The organism is Micromonospora sp. CNZ303, assembly GCF_004345505.1.
The window spans coordinates 244,339-258,792 of sequence record NZ_SLVT01000003.1; the positions used below are offsets into that span (position 1 = coordinate 244,339).

Consider the following 14,454-nt stretch of genomic DNA (forward strand, 5'->3'; position numbering starts at 1 on the left):
GCGGCGGCGGCCGGGCGGCCCCTAGGCTGCCCGGGTGATCGATTCTGGACTCTCCGACCGGGCCGGGCGCCGGGTGACCCTGCGCCCGGTGGACGACGACAACTGGCGGGCGGTGGCCGACGTCGCCCCGCGCGACGACCAGCGCGGGTGGGTGGCGGCGCTGGCCGCCCGCTATCTGCTGCTGACCATGCGCTCCGACGTGTGGACCTCACTGGCGGTCTACGCGGACGAGACCGTCGCCGGGCATGTCATGTGGGGTGTCGACGATGACGGGTCCCGCTGGATCGGCGGCATGGTGATCGACGCGGCCGAACAGGACCGGGGCGTCGGTCGGGCGGCCGTGCGCACCCTGGCCGCGTGGCTGGGTGGCCAGGACGGCGGTCACCCCGTCCGGCTCTCCTACCACCCCGACAACGCCCAGGCCGCCCGCCTCTACACGAGCCTCGGCTTCGTGCCCACCGGGGCGATGGAGGACGACGAACTGGTCGTCGAACTCGTTGCGCCCACCCAGGGCTCGCCGCGCGCCTGACCGGGTCAGCCTTCCTCGATCACCGACATGATGTTGCCGGCCGGGTCGGTGAACCACGCGATCGTCGGCCCGTTGCCGCGCATGACGCCCTTGTCGTCATGGGGCATGCCGGGGTAGTGCGCGAACCGCACCCCACGCGCGGTCAGCTCGTCGACGGCCCGGTCGACGTCGTCGACGGGGAAGTTGAGCACCGTGTGGGCCGCGGGGGTGTGGTCCGCCTTCGGGTAGACCATCACGTCCCGGCCCCCGGCGAGGTGCAACGTGAGCAGGCCGCCCATGGCATCGTCCCGCGACACCCGCAGGCCGAGCGTGTCGGCGTAGAACCGTTCGGCCCGGCCGGGGTCGTCCACCGAGAAACTGCTCCACGCCATCGTGTCCGCGAACATGCCCGATGCCTCCCTCTCGTGGACGCCGTCACCGCGACCATGGGGTCACGGTAGGCGACACCCCCGACAGTGTCCGGCGGATCGCCGGCACCGGCGGGCCGGAACGCGCGGCCCGGTGCGCTCCGGGCGCGGGAACGCCCGGTCCCGGTGCGCTCCGGGCCGGCGCCACCGGGCCCGGGGCCCGGGGCAGGTCAGTCGGCGGGCGTCGCCGGTGTCGGTGACGACGCACCCGGCGTCAGGTCCGGGAGCGTCGCCTCGGTGGGCGTCGCGTCCGCCGGATCCGCCTCCCCCGGCACCGCCACGTGCAGCCGCACCTGCGGGACGAGCATGTCCTCCACGTCCAGCGCGCGGGCCGCGCCGTCGGGCTCCCAGCCGGTGCTGGTGAGGAACTTCCGGGTCGCCGCGTCGCCGTCGAAGGCCCAGGCCAGCGCGCGGGTGAACCCGTCGGCACGCCACAGGTCGACGGTCGCGGCGAGCAGCCGGCTGCCGTGCCCCCGCCGGCCCCAGCGCGGCTCCACCAGCAGGTCCGTCACCGCGGCGACGTCCGGCCCGAGGACCTCCGCCGGCTCACCCGGGGCGAGCGCCTCGGCGTCGGCCGGACCGGAGGCGGCGAACCCCACCAGATAGGATTGCTCGGCCTGTTCGACGGCGACCAGCACCCGATGGGCGCCGGAGGGCGGCTCCTGCACGGCCGCGCTCCACCGCCTGGCGAGCCACGCCTCGTCCAGGTTGTCGAGCACGTGCCGGGGCAGGATCCGGCGATAGGCGACCCGCCAGGTCGCGAGTTGGATGCGTGCGATCTCGCCGGCGTCTTCCGGACGCGCCGGGCGGACGTACCCGAGAGCCATGGGACGGAAGCCTACGCAGGGCGAGGGAGGCGATGGTGGCGCAGGGTCCCCGACGGACGATCCAGCAGGTCGTCGGCGTCGTCGCGCTCGCCCTCGCGGTGACCGCCTTCCTGTCCGTCGCGGCCGTCCGGCACGGCTTCTTCGACCTCAAGGTCTACTACGGCGCGCTGACCTGGTGGGTGCACGACGGTGGGGAGATCTACGACTTCCTGAAGCCCGGCACCCAGTACGGCTTCACGTACCCGCCCTTCGCCGCCCTGGTCATGCTGCCGATGGCGTACCTGCCGTGGTGGGCGGCGATCGCGGTGAGCGTGGCCGCCAGCGTGGTGGTCACCGCCGTGCTGTTCTGGTGGCTGATCGACCCGGTCTCCCGCCGCTGCGGCTGGACCCGCTGGTTCGCCCTCGCCGTGGCGCTCTGCCTGGCCGCCGCGTACGAGCCGATGCGCGAGACGGTCAACTTCGGCCAGGTCAACATGCTGCTGCTCTTCCTGGTCGCGATCGACCTGCTGCGGCTGCTGCCGGCCGGCAACCGGTGGGCCGGCGTGGGCATCGGGGTGGCCACCGCGATCAAGCTGACCCCGGGCATCTTCATCGTCTACCTGCTGGTCACCCGCCGCTGGCGGGCCGCGGTCACCTCGATGGCCACCGCGGCCGGTGTGACCCTGCTGGCCGCCGCGCTCTTCCCCGACGCCTCGCGGGAGTTCTGGACGGAGGCGCTGTGGAACACCGGCCGGGTGGGTGAGCTGGCGTTCGTCTCCAACCAGTCGCTGCGCGGCGTGGTCGCCCGCCTCAACCCGGAACACCCGAGCACCCTGGCCTGGCTGGCGCTGGTGCTCGCCACGCTGGCGCTGTGGGCCTGGCGGTCCCGCGCCGCCGTGGCCGTCGGCGACGAGGCGACCGGCCTGGCGCTGACGGGCGCGGTGATGTGCCTGGTCAGCCCGGTCACCTGGGTGCACCACCTGGTCTGGCTGCTGCCCGCGCTGATCCTGCTGGTCGACAACGGGATGGCCGCGCCCGCCGGCAGCCGCAGGCGCCGCGTCCTGCTGGGCGCCGCGATCGTCGGGTACGGCTTCCTGATCAGCCGGATCGTCTGGGCCTGGGAGAAGGACTTCACCGGGCTCGACGGCTTCCTCGGCAGCAACACCTACGTCTGGATCAGCCTGGCGCTGCTGGCGTTCCTGCCGGTCCGGCGGGTGGGCGACACCGGCCCGGTCGACCGGCCCCGGGAGAGGCCCGCCGGGTCAGCCGTCGAGGCGTCCGGCGTACCGCAGCTCGACCAGCCCGACCGGCGGGCGCCCGCCGGCCAGCGGCACCGGATAGGTCGACCGCTCACCATCCGGTGACAGCCCGGCCCGCTCGTAGAACCGGCGGGCCCGTTGGTTGGCCTCCAGGACCCAGAGCCGGTAGTCCGACCAGCCCCGGGCGACCAGCCCGTCGCGCGCCGCGGCCAGCAGCGCCCGCGCCGTGCCGTCGCCCCAGCGGGTCGGCTCGACGTACATCGCCACCACCTCGCCGTGCGCGGCGTCGAGGTCGCCACGGTCCTGGTTGTTGCGGTACGGGCCGAACGTGGTGAACCCGGCCAGCGCCCCGTCGACCTCCGCGAGCAGGGTGGTGAACGGGTGCTCCGGGTCGGCGGTGCCGAGGTCCCGGCGGCGCTGCGCCCAGGCCGTGACGTTGAGCCGCCGCAGCACCTCCTCGGGCATGATCCCGGCGTAGCCGGCCTGCCAGCCGTGGATGTGCACCCGGGCGACCGCCTCGGCGTCGTCGGGCTCCTCGCGGCGGATCGTGAGCATGCGTCCGTTCTATGCCCCGGCGGGTGACGGGTCCAGCGTCCGCACCGGTGTCGTACCGGTGGATTAGGGTGCCCGACGATGGCCGCACCGGAATCGCTCTCGCTCGCCCAGGCACGTCGGGTGGCGCTCGCCGCCCAGGGCTTCGCCGACCCCGCGCCCACGGGCGTGCCCACCCGCCGGCACCTGCGTCGGGTGCTCGACCGGGTCGGGCTGATCCAGATGGACTCGGTCAACGTGCTGCAACGGGCGCACTACCTGCCGCTCTACAGCCGCCTCGGGCCCTACCCGACCAGCATGCTCGACGACGCCGCCTACCGCCGCCCACGGGAGCTGTTCGAATACTGGGGCCACGAGGCGTCGCTGGTGCCCGTCGGGCTGCATCCGGCGCTGCGCTGGCGGATGGCCCGGGCCCGCTCGGAGTCCTGGGGCGGAATGCGGCGGATCGCCCAGGAGCAGCCCGACCTGGTCGCCTGGGTCCGCGACGAGGTGGCGGCCCGGGGCCCCCTCACGGCCGCCGAGATCGAGCACGACGCACCCCGGGAGACCGGCAACTGGGGATGGAACTGGTCGGCGGTGAAGCGGGCGCTGGAGTTCCTGTTCTGGGCGGGGGAGGTGACCGCCGCCGAGCGCAACACGTCGTTCGCCCGCCGCTACGACCTGCCGGAGCGGGTGCTGCCGGCCGCCGTGCTCGACGCGCCCACGCCGACCGAAGCCGAGGCCCACCGCGCACTGGTGGGCATCGCCGCGCGGTCGCTCGGGGTGGCCGCCGAGCCGGAGCTGCGCGACTACTTCCGGCTGCCGGTGGCCGGAGCCCGGCAGGCCATCGCCGAGCTGGTCGAGGCGGGCGAGCTGCTGCCGGTCGCCGTGCAGGGCTGGCAGCGGCCCGCCTGGCTGCACGCCGGGGCGCGGCTGCCCCGCTGGGTGCGCGGCAACACCCTGGTCAGCCCGTTCGACCCCGTGGTCTGGGAGCGGGCCCGCACCGAGCGGCTCTTCGACTTCAGCTACCGCATCGAGATCTACGTGCCGGCGCCGCAGCGGGTGTACGGCTACTACGTGCTGCCCTTCCTCCAGGGGGAGCGCTTCACCGCCCGGGTCGACCTCAAGGCCGACCGCAAGGCCGGCGTGCTGCTGGTGCCGGCCGCCTGGGCCGAGCCGGGCGTCGACCGGGGCGAGACCGCGCTGGCGCTCGCCGCCGAGCTGCACCGCCTCGCCGGCTGGCTGGGCCTCGACGCGGTGGCCCCGCCCGCCGCCGGCGACCTGGCCGTCCCGCTGGCCGCGGCGCTGTCGGGCGTGGCCGGTGTACGGTGAGCGACGTGACGAGCGTTGACGGACCGGCCTCCCCGCCGCATCCGCAGACGGGTGGGCTCGACGCCCCGCCCCAGGCGGGCCCGGCCGCACCGGCCGACGGGCGGCCCACGGACCAGGCGCCGCCCCACCCGGGTTCGACCTGTCCGCCCCACCCGGGTTCGCCCCATCCGGATCAGCCCTACCCCGGAGCGCCCTATCCAGGGTCGCCCTATCCGGGGGCGGCGGCCTACCCCGTCGCCGAGCCGGACCGGCTCACCCGCTTCGTCGTCCGCCTCTACGAGCGCTCCCCGCGCTGGGCGGTGCCGCTGGCCGCGCTCGGCTGCGTCGCCGCCGGCATCGGCTACGCGCTGATCAGCGACCCCACCCGCTCGGCGCCCGACGCCGCGCCGAGCTGCCTGCTCAAGCTCACCACGGGGCTGGACTGCCCGGGCTGCGGCGGCACCCGCGCGCTCTGGTACGTGCTGCACGCCGACCTGCCGGCCGCCGCCCGGCACCACTTCCTCTTCGTCTTCGCGCTGCCCTTCCTGGCCTACCTCTTCGTCGCGTGGGCGGGCCGGCAGGCGTTCGGCTGGCGGCTGCCCGAGCTGCGGATCAGCTCCCGGACGATCGGCGTCTTCCTGGCCGCCTGGCTGGCCTTCACGATCCTGCGCAACCTGCCCTGGGCACCCTTCACCTCCCTCTACGTCTGATCGCTCCACGCCTGACGGATGCGCCCGCCGGCGAGCGCGCCGTCCGGGCTGCGGTCGCGTCGGGCGGGGCCGGGGGCGCCCGGGCCGAGGGGCCGGCCGGCGAGCAGTTCGGTGGTCGGCACGGTCGGCGGCGGGGTCAGTCCGTGCCCCGAGGCCACCCCCTCGATCTCCGGCTGGCGGTGCGCGTGCCCTGTCGAGCTGACTCGTATGCGACATCACACTCCCGCAGCCCGTTCGCCTCGACGCACACACCGACGGGCCGTCCAGCGCGCCGGCGGATGCGGGACGCGGCTGAGCTCCGAGCACGGTGGCGGGCCGCCAAACCGAGGACGTCGCCGCCCGCTGATGTCGTAGACGATTCAGCTCGACAGGGTGCGAAAGCTGATGCGTCGGACCGGCCCCCGAGCCCCGCCCGCGGCCCCGCACCCGGACCGTCGGCCGCCGCCCTTCAGCCCCGGCTCCCGGCTCCGCACCCGGACCGCCGGTCCCCGGCGTGACGTCCGATGGCCCTCGTGCCGATGCTGGCCGCAGTCCTGCCCGGTCACGTCTGCCGACGCGGCGGGTGGAACACGGGCGACCGGCGTCGTTTCGTGACCGACGTTGCACTCGGGCGAGGCTGGCTTGGGCGGGCGGGGGCCACGGCACTACAGTCCCAGGAATGCCGGAGATGGTGCAGCCCCAGGTCAAGCTCGTCGCGTGGACGCACTTCGAGGCCCCCGACGACGTGCCGTGGTCGACCGACGCCGAGGGCGGCCAGGCGCTCGCGGAGTTCGCCGGTCGGGCCTGCTACCAGAGCTGGAAGAAGCCGAACCCGGCCACCGCCACCAACGCCGGCTACCTCGCGCACATCCTGGAGGTCGGTCACCTTAGCGTGCTGGAGCACGGCTCGGTCAGCTTCTACTTCAGCGGGGTCTCCCGTTCGTTCACCCACGAGCTGATCCGGCACCGGCACTTCTCGTACTCGCAGCTCTCCCAGCGGTACGTGCCGGAGCGCGACGCCGCCATGGTCGAGCCCTTGGTGATCGCCGACGACCCGGAGCTGCACAAGAAGTTCGTGGAGGCGGCCGAGGCGAGCGTGCGCGCGTACAACGAGCTGCTGGAGGGGCTGGAGCGGCGCTTCGCCGACGTGGAGAACGCCACGCTGCGGCGCAAGCAGGCCCGGCAGGCGGCCCGCGCCGTGCTGCCCAACGCCACCGAGACGCGCATCGTGGTCACCGGCAACTACCGGGCCTGGCGGCACTTCATCGCCATGCGCGCGACGGAGCACGCCGACGTGGAGATCCGCGAGCTGGCGGTGGAGTGCCTGCGGCAGCTCCAGGGCGTCGCCCCGAACGTCTTCGCCGACTTCGTCATCTCGGCCCTGCCCGATGGCACCGAGGTCGCGGCGAGCCCGCACGCCGAGTGAGTCCTGAGGGCTTCCCCGGCGGGGCGCCGGTGGTCGTCCGCTAGGTTGGTGGCATGACGCACGACCACCCTGACACGCCCGCCCGAGCGGTGTCCCGCCCCTTCGGGCGAGTGCTCACGGCCATGGTGACCCCGTTCACCGCCGACGGCTCGCTCGACCTCGACGGCGCCGCGCGGCTCGCCAGCTACCTGGTCGACGAGCAGGGCAACGACGCGCTGGTGGTCAACGGCACCACCGGCGAGTCGCCGACCACCACCGAGGCCGAGAAGGAACAGCTGATCCGGGCCGTGGTGGAGGCCGTCGGTGACGGCGCCAGGGTCGTGGCCGGGGTCGGCACCAACGACACCCGGCACACCATCGAGCTCTCCACGGCCGCCGAGAAGGCGGGCGCGCACGGCCTGCTCGTGGTCACGCCCTACTACAACAAGCCGCCGCAGAGCGGCCTGCTGCGGCACTTCACCGCCGTGGCGGACGCCACCGGGCTGCCGGTGATGCTCTACGACATCCCGCACCGGGCGGGCGTGCCGATCGACACCGAGACGATGGTGCGCCTGGCCGAACACGCCCGGATCGTCGCGGTGAAGGACGCCAAGGGCGACCTGACCGCCACGAGCTGGGTCACCAGCCGGACGAACCTCGCCTTCTACAGCGGCGAGGACGCCCTCACCCTGCCCGCGCTGGCCGTGGGTGGCGTGGGCGTGGTCGGCACGTCGACCCACTTCACCGGCGCGCTCACCAAGCAGATGATCGAGGCGTACGACGCGGGGGACACCGCCACCGCGCTGAGCCTGCACCGGCGGCTGCTGCCGCTGTTCACCGGCATCTTCCGTACCCAGGGCGTGATCCTGGTGAAGGCGGGCCTGGCGGCCGCCGGGAAGCCCGCCGGGCCGGTGCGTTCGCCGCTGGTCGACGCCACCGACGACGAGATCGCCCAGCTCCGCGCGGACAGCGCGGCGGCGGGCCTGGAACTGCCCGAATGACCGAACGACACGACGGACGCCGAGTGACGGCGTCGCAGAATGAGGTGGACGCGTGACCGAGGCGCACTTCGAGACGGAACTGCCCCCGCCGCTGCCGGAGGGTGGGCTGCGGATCATCCCGCTCGGCGGGCTCGGCGCCATCGGTCGCAACATGACCGTCTTCGAGTACGACGGCAAGCTGCTGGTGGTCGACTGCGGGGTGCTCTTCCCCGACGTGGAGCAGCCCGGGGTCGACCTGATCCTGCCCGACTTCGGTCCGATCCTGGACCGGCTCGACGACGTCCAGGCGATCGTGCTGACGCACGGCCACGAGGACCACATCGGCGCGGTGCCCTACCTGCTCGCGCACAAGCCCGACATCCCGCTGGTCGGCTCCCAGTTCACTCTCGCCCTGGTCGAGGCGAAGCTCGCCGAGCGGCGGATCCAGCCCTACACGCTGACCGTTCGGGAGGGCGGCCGGGAGCGGCTCGGCCCGTTCGAGTGCGAGTTCTTCGCGGTCAACCACTCGATCCCCGACGCGCTCGCGGTCGCCATCCGCACGCCGGCCGGCCTGGTGCTGCACACCGGCGACTTCAAGATGGACCAGCTCCCGCTGGACGGCCGGATCACCGACCTGGCCGGGTTCGCCCGGCTCGGCGCCGAGGGCGTGGACCTGCTGCTCTCGGACTCCACCAACGCGGAGATCCCCGGCTTCGTCACCCCCGAGCGGGAGATCGGGCCGGTGCTCGACTCGATCTTCGCGAAGGCCAAGGGGCGGATCATCGTCGCGTCCTTCGCCTCGCACGTGCACCGGGTGCAGCAGGTGTTCGACTCCGCCGCCGAGCACGGCCGCAAGGTCGCCCTCATCGGCCGGTCCATGGTCCGCAACATGGGCATCGCGCGCGACCTGGGGCTGCTCAACATCCCGTCCGGGCTGGTCGTCGGGCTGGAAGAGGCGACGAACATGCCGCCCGAGCAGATCGTGCTGATGTCCACCGGTTCGCAGGGCGAGCCGATGAGCGCCCTGGGCCGGATGGCCAGCGGCGACCACCGGCACATCACCATCGCCCCCGGCGACACCGTGGTGCTCGCCTCGTCGCTGGTGCCCGGCAACGAGACCTCGGTCTACCGGGTGATCAACCGGCTGGCCCGGGCCGGCGCCGTGGTGGTGCACAAGGACGTGGCCAAGGTGCACGTCTCCGGCCACGCCCCCGCCGGCGAGCTGCTCTACCTGCTCAACGTGGTCCGGCCCAGCAACCTGATGCCGGTGCACGGCGAGTGGCGGCACCTGCGCGCGCACGCCCGCCTCGGCATCGAGTCCGGCGTCGCCCCCGACCGGGTGGTGCTCTGCGAGGACGGCGACGTCGTCGACCTCGTCGAGGGCCGGGCCAGCCTGGTCGGGCACGTGAAGAGCCGCTACGTCTACGTCGACGGCCTCGCCGTCGGCGACGTCAGCGAGTCGCTGCTCACGGAGCGCCGGATCCTCGGCGACGGCGGGTTCATCGCCACCACCGTGGTGGTCGACTCGGTGACCGGCAAGGTGGTGGGCGGCCCCACCCTGTCGGCGAAGGGCTTCTCCGAGGACCCGGAGGCGTTCAGCCCGGTGATCCCGCTGGTCACCGAGGCCCTGAACCGGGCGGCCTCCGACGGCATCACCGATCCGCACCAGCTCCAGCAGATCGTCCGGCGCACCGTGGGGCGGTGGGTGAACGACGCGTACCGCCGTCGGCCCATGATCGTCCCCACCGTCGTCGAGGTCTGACCCCGCGCCGCCGCGACGCCCGCCCGCACCCCGTGTGCCGGCGGGCGTCGTCGGCTCAGGGCAGGGCGGCGACCGCCTCGGCGTACGCGACGCCGGTGTCCACGGCCGCGTCGAGCAGGACCGAGAGCTGGGCCGGGGCCACCCCGTGCGCCAGGTCGGTGGCGACGTGACCGGCCAGCAGCAGCTCGCCCTCCCGCTCGTGCACGTACGCCTTCGGCAGCAGCCGGTCGTGGTTCCAGGCGTTGCAGAAGGCGTACGCCTCCGCGAGCCGGTCGGCCGGCAGCCGGCGGTTCGCCACGGACCGGGCCTGGAGGATCTCGCCCCGCTCGCCGGCGCGCCGGAACTGGATCAGCGCCTCGCCCCACCGCCCCGTGACGGCGCCATGGTCGTCCACCGCGTACCGGTCCCCGCGCCGGTCCAGCTCGGCGGTGATCATCGCCAGGCTCAGCGGGCGCGGCTCCTCGTCCGGCAGGACGTCGTCGGGTGGGTCGTCGGCGTCGTCGTCCGCGTCGTCGTCGGGCGGCAGGGGCACCGGTGCGGCGGCCGGCCGTTCGGCCAGCCAGGACGCGATCCGGCCGGACTGGTGGCCGGTGCCGTTGCGGGCGTCGAAGCTGCCGGCCAGCGCGGTGGCCACCCCGAGCAGGGTGGCGCCCAGCGTGGCCACGTCGAGCTCGGCGGCCGGCCGCACCCCGTACGCCGGGCGGTGCACCGTCCGCCCGCCGAGCCCCGCCTCGACGGCGAGGGCGCAGACCAGCGCACCGGCGGCGGCGAACTCCATCGCGGACAGGTCGTCGTGCGGCCGGTCCAGCCGGGGCAGCTGCTCGGCCAGGACGTCGACGCCCCGGGCGGGGTGCCCGGCCAGCGCGCACCACCGCAGGTGCGTGGCGACCAGCGGGAAGGCGGCCCGCTCCCGCCGGTGCCGCCGGTAGGCCCGCACGTGCGCCTCGGCCGCCCGCTCCGGCTGGCCGGCCCGCAGCCAGGACAGCAGCCCGGCGACCAGCGTCCGCTCCGGCTGCTCGGTGCAGTCGACGCCGCCGTGCGGGGAGTCCGGCAGGGCGGCCAGCGCGGCCGGGTGGTCGCCCCAGCCGGCGAGCAGTTCCGCCCGTCGGGCCGCCGTGCAGTCCGGGCAGCCGCCGACCGGCCCCGGACCGGCCGTCGACCAGCGGTCGTACCACCGCCGGGCGGTGGGCTCGTCGCCGAGGTGGTCGGCGATGCGGCAGCGCAGCTCGGCGACCACCGCCGGGTCGTCGGCTGCGCGCGCGGCGAGGTCGTCCAGCATGGCCCGGGCCTGGTCCAGCCCGACCCGGGGCGAGCCGAGCAGGGCCTCGACCGCGTACCGCCGGTAGCGCCGCAGCGGCTCGGCCTGGTCTTCGGCCAGCAGGTCGGGGCGGCGCTCCACCGTGGCGAGGCAGCGGCGCACCGGCTCGACCAGCCGCCACCGCTGCCCGTGCAGGAGGTACGCCTCGATGAGCGCGAACCGGGCCGCCAGCGCCGTCCGGTCGTCGCCTGTGGCGTCGGCGTGCGCGGCGATGCGTTCCAGTTCGGTGCTGCGGGCCTCGCCGTCGGGGGTGTCGCGGGCGTCGGCGAGCGCTCCGGCCAGCGCGGGGTCGGGCCCCCGGCCTCCGCGCCGCAGCCCGCTCCACCAGCCGGGCAGCCCGAACGGGTCGAGGCCGCGACCGGCCAGGTCCCCGCCGCGGCCCGTCACGCCACCACCCCGCCGGGCAGCCGGGCCACCTCGGTGGCGAGCTGGCAGCCGGTGGCGATGCCGCAGTCGAGCAGCTGGTCGAGCTGGTGCGCGGTGACGCCGCGTTCCAGGTCGGTGATGACCTCGCCGCAGATCCGGGCCCGCCCGTCGTCCTCGACGTGCACGAAGGCCTTCGGCCAGAGCCGGTCGTGGTTCCACGCGTTGCAGAAGGCGTGCAGCGCCGGCACGTACTCGATGGGGAACGCCGGCGCGGTCAGGGTGCGGACCTGGAGCAGCTCGCCGTTGGCGCCGGGGCGCAGGAACCAGATCAGGCTGTCGTCCCAGCGGCCGACCAGGTCGCCGTCGGCGTCGGCCTGGACGCGGTATCCCCGGCTGTGCAGCACGGCGGCGATCAGCTCGCCGGTCAGCGGTTCCAGCGCCCCCGGGTGCCCGGCCAGGTGGCCGTCCCGACCGTCCTCGGTTCCCGGCGACGCCATGGGGGCAACCCTTCTGAGGCAGATATCACGTGACGCGGCGGGGCCCGCGCTGCGACACGCGGACACGACCCGGAAAGGCGGCGATCTGCCGGGTCACGCCATTAGGTTGATGCTATGGCGGGCCGTACCTCTCAGGCGAGCCGGCGGCGCGGCGCGTCGCCGCGTGGCACCACGAACAGTCGTGCCCGTCAGCCGGCGAAGAAGACCGCCCGCGCGGCGGCCCGGCGGCGGCCGGCGGCCCGATCCGGCCCGGGTCCGATGGTCGGGCAGGCGGTCCGCGCACTGTGGATGGGGATGGCGCACGGCCTCGGCTGGGCGTTCCGGCAGGCCGGCTCCGCCCGGGGGCTCGACCCGGAGCAGCGCCGCGACGGCGCGGGCCTGCTGGTCTTCGGCCTCGCCCTGCTCAGCGCGGTGGCCCTCTGGTTCTCCGGCGCCGGCCCGGTGGGCGCGCGGCTGGCCGACACCTTCCGGCTCTTCCTCGGGGCGATCTCGGTCGTGGTGCCGGTGCTGCTGATGATCGGCGCCTGGCGGCTCATGCGCGAGCCCGTCGATCCCGAGCACCGCGGCCGGGGCCTGGTCGGCTGGACCTCGATGCTGGTCGCCACCGCCGCGATGCTGCACATCGGACAGGACCCGGCCGACGCGGGCCAGCGCGACTTCGCCGGCGGCCTGGTCGGCGCCGGCGTCGGCAGCCTGATGGAGCGGGCGGTCACCGCCTGGGTGGCCGTGCCGCTGCTGATCCTGCTGCTGGTCTTCGGCCTGCTGGTGGTCACCGCGACCCCGATCAACAAGGTCCCGGAGCGGCTCGGCCTGCTGTTCGGCACCCGGATCGCCCCGCCGGTGGTGGAGGAGGAGACGGACGAGGCGTCCGCCCGGCCGGCGCCCCGCAAGCGTGCGGCGAAGCGGGCGGCCCCGCCGCCGCCCGACCCGGCGGAGTTCGACGACGACCTCGACGGGGTGGACCTCCAGGAGACCCTGGTGCTGCCCCGCAAGCCCCCGGGCCGGGTGCCGGCCACCCGCAAGCCGGCGGAGCCGCCGGAGCACTCGCCCGCCCCGACGCGGGCCGAGCAGCTCGCGCTGACCGGGCTGGCGGGCGACTACACGCTGCCGCCGGCGAACATCCTCGGCAGCGGCGCGGCCCCGAAGTCCCGGAGCAAGGCCAACGACGAGGTGATCGTCGCGCTCACCGGCGTCTTCGAGCAGTTCGGGGTGGACGCGGCCGTCACCGGGTTCACCCGCGGGCCGACCGTCACCCGCTACGAGGTGGAGCTGGGCCCGGGCGTCAAGGTCGAGCGGATCACCCAGCTCTCCCGCAACATCGCGTACGCGGTGAAGTCCCCGGACGTGCGGATCCTCAGCCCGATCCCGGGCAAGAGCGCGGTCGGGGTGGAGATCCCGAACACCGACCCGGAGAACGTGGCGCTCGGCGACGTGCTGCGGTCGCGGGCCGCCACCAGCGACCACCACCCGATGGTGGTGGCGCTCGGCAAGGACATCGAGGGCGGCTACGTGGTGGCCAACCTCGCCAAGATGCCGCACATCCTGATCGCCGGCGCGACCGGCGCGGGCAAGTCGTCCTGCCTGAACTCGCTGCTGGTGTCCATCCTCACCCGGGCCACGCCGGACGAGGTACGGCTGCTGCTGATCGACCCGAAGCGGGTCGAGATGACGGGCTACGAGGGCATCCCGCACCTGGTCACCCCGATCGTGACCAACGCGAAGAAGGCGGCCGACTCGCTGGAGTGGGTCGTCCGCGAGATGGACATGCGCTACGACGACCTCGCCGCCAACGGGGTCAGGCACATCGACGACTTCAACCGCAAGGTGCGCAACGGCGAGATCAAGGCGCCGCCGGGCAGCGAGCGGGAGATGCGTCCGTACCCATACCTGCTGGTGATCGTGGACGAGTTGGCCGACCTGATGATGGTCGCCCCGCGCGACGTGGAGGACTCGGTCGTCCGGATCACCCAGCTCGCCCGCGCGGCCGGCATCCACCTGGTGCTGGCCACCCAACGCCCGTCGGTCGACGTGGTCACCGGCCTGATCAAGGCCAACGTGCCGTCCCGCCTGGCGTTCGCCACCTCCTCGCTGGCCGACTCGCGGGTCATCCTCGACCAGCCGGGCGCGGAGAAGCTGCTGGGCCGCGGCGACGGCCTGTTCCTGCCGATGGGCGCCTCGAAGCCGATCCGGATCCAGGGCGCCTGGGTGACCGAGCGCGAGATCGCCGACGTGGTGAAGTTCTGCAAGGACCAGCGCGAGCCGGAGTTCCGCCCGGACGTGCTCGTCGCGCCGGACGCCGGCAAGAAGAAGATCGACGAGGAGATCGGCGACGACCTCGACCTGCTGGTGCAGGCGGTCGAGCTGGTGGTCACCTCGCAGTTCGGCTCGACCTCGATGCTCCAGCGCAAGCTGCGGGTCGGCTTCGCCAAGGCCGGGCGGCTGATGGACCTCATGGAGACCCGGGGCGTGGTCGGCCCGTCGGAGGGGTCCAAGGCCCGGGACGTGCTGGTCAAGCCGGACGAGCTGGAGGAGGTCCTGGTCGGCCTGCGCGGCGGCGAGGACTAGGCCCGCCGGCCACAGACGGGCCGCGCCCG

General features: G+C 74.4%; 12 protein-coding genes and 1 pseudogene. 8 read left to right on the top strand and 5 right to left on the bottom strand.

All coding sequences use genetic code 11. The features are described from left to right. Nucleotides 1-34: 34 nt before the first annotated feature. A complete protein-coding gene (locus EV374_RS07240; RefSeq protein WP_132232848.1) occupies nucleotides 35-529 on the top strand; it encodes a GNAT family N-acetyltransferase in 495 nt (164 codons plus the stop codon). A gap of 5 nt (nucleotides 530-534) precedes the next feature. Here EV374_RS07240 and EV374_RS07245 read toward each other — a convergent pair whose 3' ends face one another. Further along, the gene (locus tag EV374_RS07245) at nucleotides 535-915 is read right to left on the bottom strand and encodes a VOC family protein (protein WP_132232850.1); all 381 of its coding nucleotides are present in this window, start codon (nucleotides 913-915) and stop codon (nucleotides 535-537) included. Between the two features lie 275 nt (nucleotides 916-1,190). After that, nucleotides 1,191-1,763 (bottom strand): annotated as a pseudogene (locus tag EV374_RS07250) (GNAT family N-acetyltransferase); the annotation flags it as partial. Nucleotides 1,764-1,798: 35 nt separating this feature from the next. Here EV374_RS07250 and EV374_RS07255 point away from each other — a divergent pair. Then, entirely contained in the window at nucleotides 1,799-3,106 is a 1,308-nt protein-coding gene (locus EV374_RS07255) for a glycosyltransferase 87 family protein (protein ID WP_132232852.1), read from the top strand. Here the strand turns inward: EV374_RS07255 and EV374_RS07260 are convergent. Then, nucleotides 3,005-3,556, bottom strand: coding sequence for a GNAT family N-acetyltransferase (locus tag EV374_RS07260; RefSeq protein WP_132232854.1), 552 nt, complete (start codon nucleotides 3,554-3,556; stop codon nucleotides 3,005-3,007). The two genes, EV374_RS07255 and EV374_RS07260, sit on opposite strands and share 102 nt — an antisense overlap. Before the next feature lie 78 nt (nucleotides 3,557-3,634). Between EV374_RS07260 and EV374_RS07265 the strand changes: the two genes are divergently transcribed. The 5 genes from EV374_RS07265 to EV374_RS07285 all read left to right on the top strand — a co-directional run bounded on the left by EV374_RS07265 (nucleotide 3,635) and on the right by EV374_RS07285 (nucleotide 9,679). After that, nucleotides 3,635-4,864 carry a DNA glycosylase AlkZ-like family protein gene (locus EV374_RS07265; protein WP_132232856.1) on the top strand — a complete coding sequence of 410 codons (1,230 nt, stop codon included), beginning with the start codon at nucleotides 3,635-3,637 and terminating at the stop codon, nucleotides 4,862-4,864. Then, entirely contained in the window at nucleotides 4,861-5,553 is a 693-nt protein-coding gene (locus tag EV374_RS33270; protein WP_486485624.1) for a DUF2752 domain-containing protein, read from the top strand. Before EV374_RS07265 ends, EV374_RS33270 begins: the two co-directional genes overlap by 4 nt. 667 nt (nucleotides 5,554-6,220) lie before the next feature. Beyond that, the gene (thyX, locus tag EV374_RS07275; RefSeq protein WP_132233234.1) at nucleotides 6,221-6,958 is read left to right on the top strand and encodes an FAD-dependent thymidylate synthase; all 738 of its coding nucleotides are present in this window, start codon (nucleotides 6,221-6,223) and stop codon (nucleotides 6,956-6,958) included. 53 nt (nucleotides 6,959-7,011) lie between these two features. Further along, nucleotides 7,012-7,938: a 4-hydroxy-tetrahydrodipicolinate synthase gene (dapA, locus tag EV374_RS07280; protein WP_132232858.1), complete on the top strand. Its 927-nt coding sequence runs from the start codon at nucleotides 7,012-7,014 to the stop codon at nucleotides 7,936-7,938. Nucleotides 7,939-7,990: 52 nt separating this feature from the next. Continuing rightward, nucleotides 7,991-9,679 (top strand): ribonuclease J, encoded by a 1,689-nt coding sequence (locus EV374_RS07285; protein ID WP_132232860.1) that lies wholly within the window; start codon nucleotides 7,991-7,993, stop codon nucleotides 9,677-9,679. 55 nt (nucleotides 9,680-9,734) lie between these two features. Here EV374_RS07285 and EV374_RS07290 read toward each other — a convergent pair whose 3' ends face one another. Further along, nucleotides 9,735-11,384, bottom strand: coding sequence for a type III secretion system chaperone family protein (locus EV374_RS07290; RefSeq protein ID WP_486485625.1), 1,650 nt, complete (start codon nucleotides 11,382-11,384; stop codon nucleotides 9,735-9,737). Next, on the bottom strand, nucleotides 11,381-11,860 hold the full coding sequence (locus EV374_RS07295) for a YbjN domain-containing protein (protein WP_132232862.1): 480 nt from the start codon (nucleotides 11,858-11,860) through the stop codon (nucleotides 11,381-11,383). The genes EV374_RS07290 and EV374_RS07295 overlap by 4 nt, the downstream gene beginning before the upstream one ends. Nucleotides 11,861-11,974: 114 nt before the next feature. Between EV374_RS07295 and EV374_RS07300 the strand changes: the two genes are divergently transcribed. Beyond that, complete coding sequence (locus EV374_RS07300; protein ID WP_132232864.1) at nucleotides 11,975-14,425, top strand: FtsK/SpoIIIE family DNA translocase; 2,451 nt, start codon at nucleotides 11,975-11,977, stop codon at nucleotides 14,423-14,425. The last annotated feature ends 29 nt before the right edge of the window (nucleotides 14,426-14,454 follow it).

Coding starts and splice junctions, on each gene's coding strand:
- EV374_RS07245 (WP_132232850.1), bottom strand. CDS start 915: ATGTTCGCGGACACGATGGCGTGGAGCAGTTTCTCGGTGGACGACCCC.
- EV374_RS07260 (WP_132232854.1), bottom strand. CDS start 3,556: ATGCTCACGATCCGCCGCGAGGAGCCCGACGACGCCGAGGCGGTCGCC.
- EV374_RS07265 (WP_132232856.1), top strand. CDS start 3,635: ATGGCCGCACCGGAATCGCTCTCGCTCGCCCAGGCACGTCGGGTGGCG.
- thyX (WP_132233234.1), top strand. CDS start 6,221: ATGGTGCAGCCCCAGGTCAAGCTCGTCGCGTGGACGCACTTCGAGGCC.
- dapA (WP_132232858.1), top strand. CDS start 7,012: ATGACGCACGACCACCCTGACACGCCCGCCCGAGCGGTGTCCCGCCCC.
- EV374_RS07295 (WP_132232862.1), bottom strand. CDS start 11,860: ATGGCGTCGCCGGGAACCGAGGACGGTCGGGACGGCCACCTGGCCGGG.
- EV374_RS07300 (WP_132232864.1), top strand. CDS start 11,975: ATGGCGGGCCGTACCTCTCAGGCGAGCCGGCGGCGCGGCGCGTCGCCG.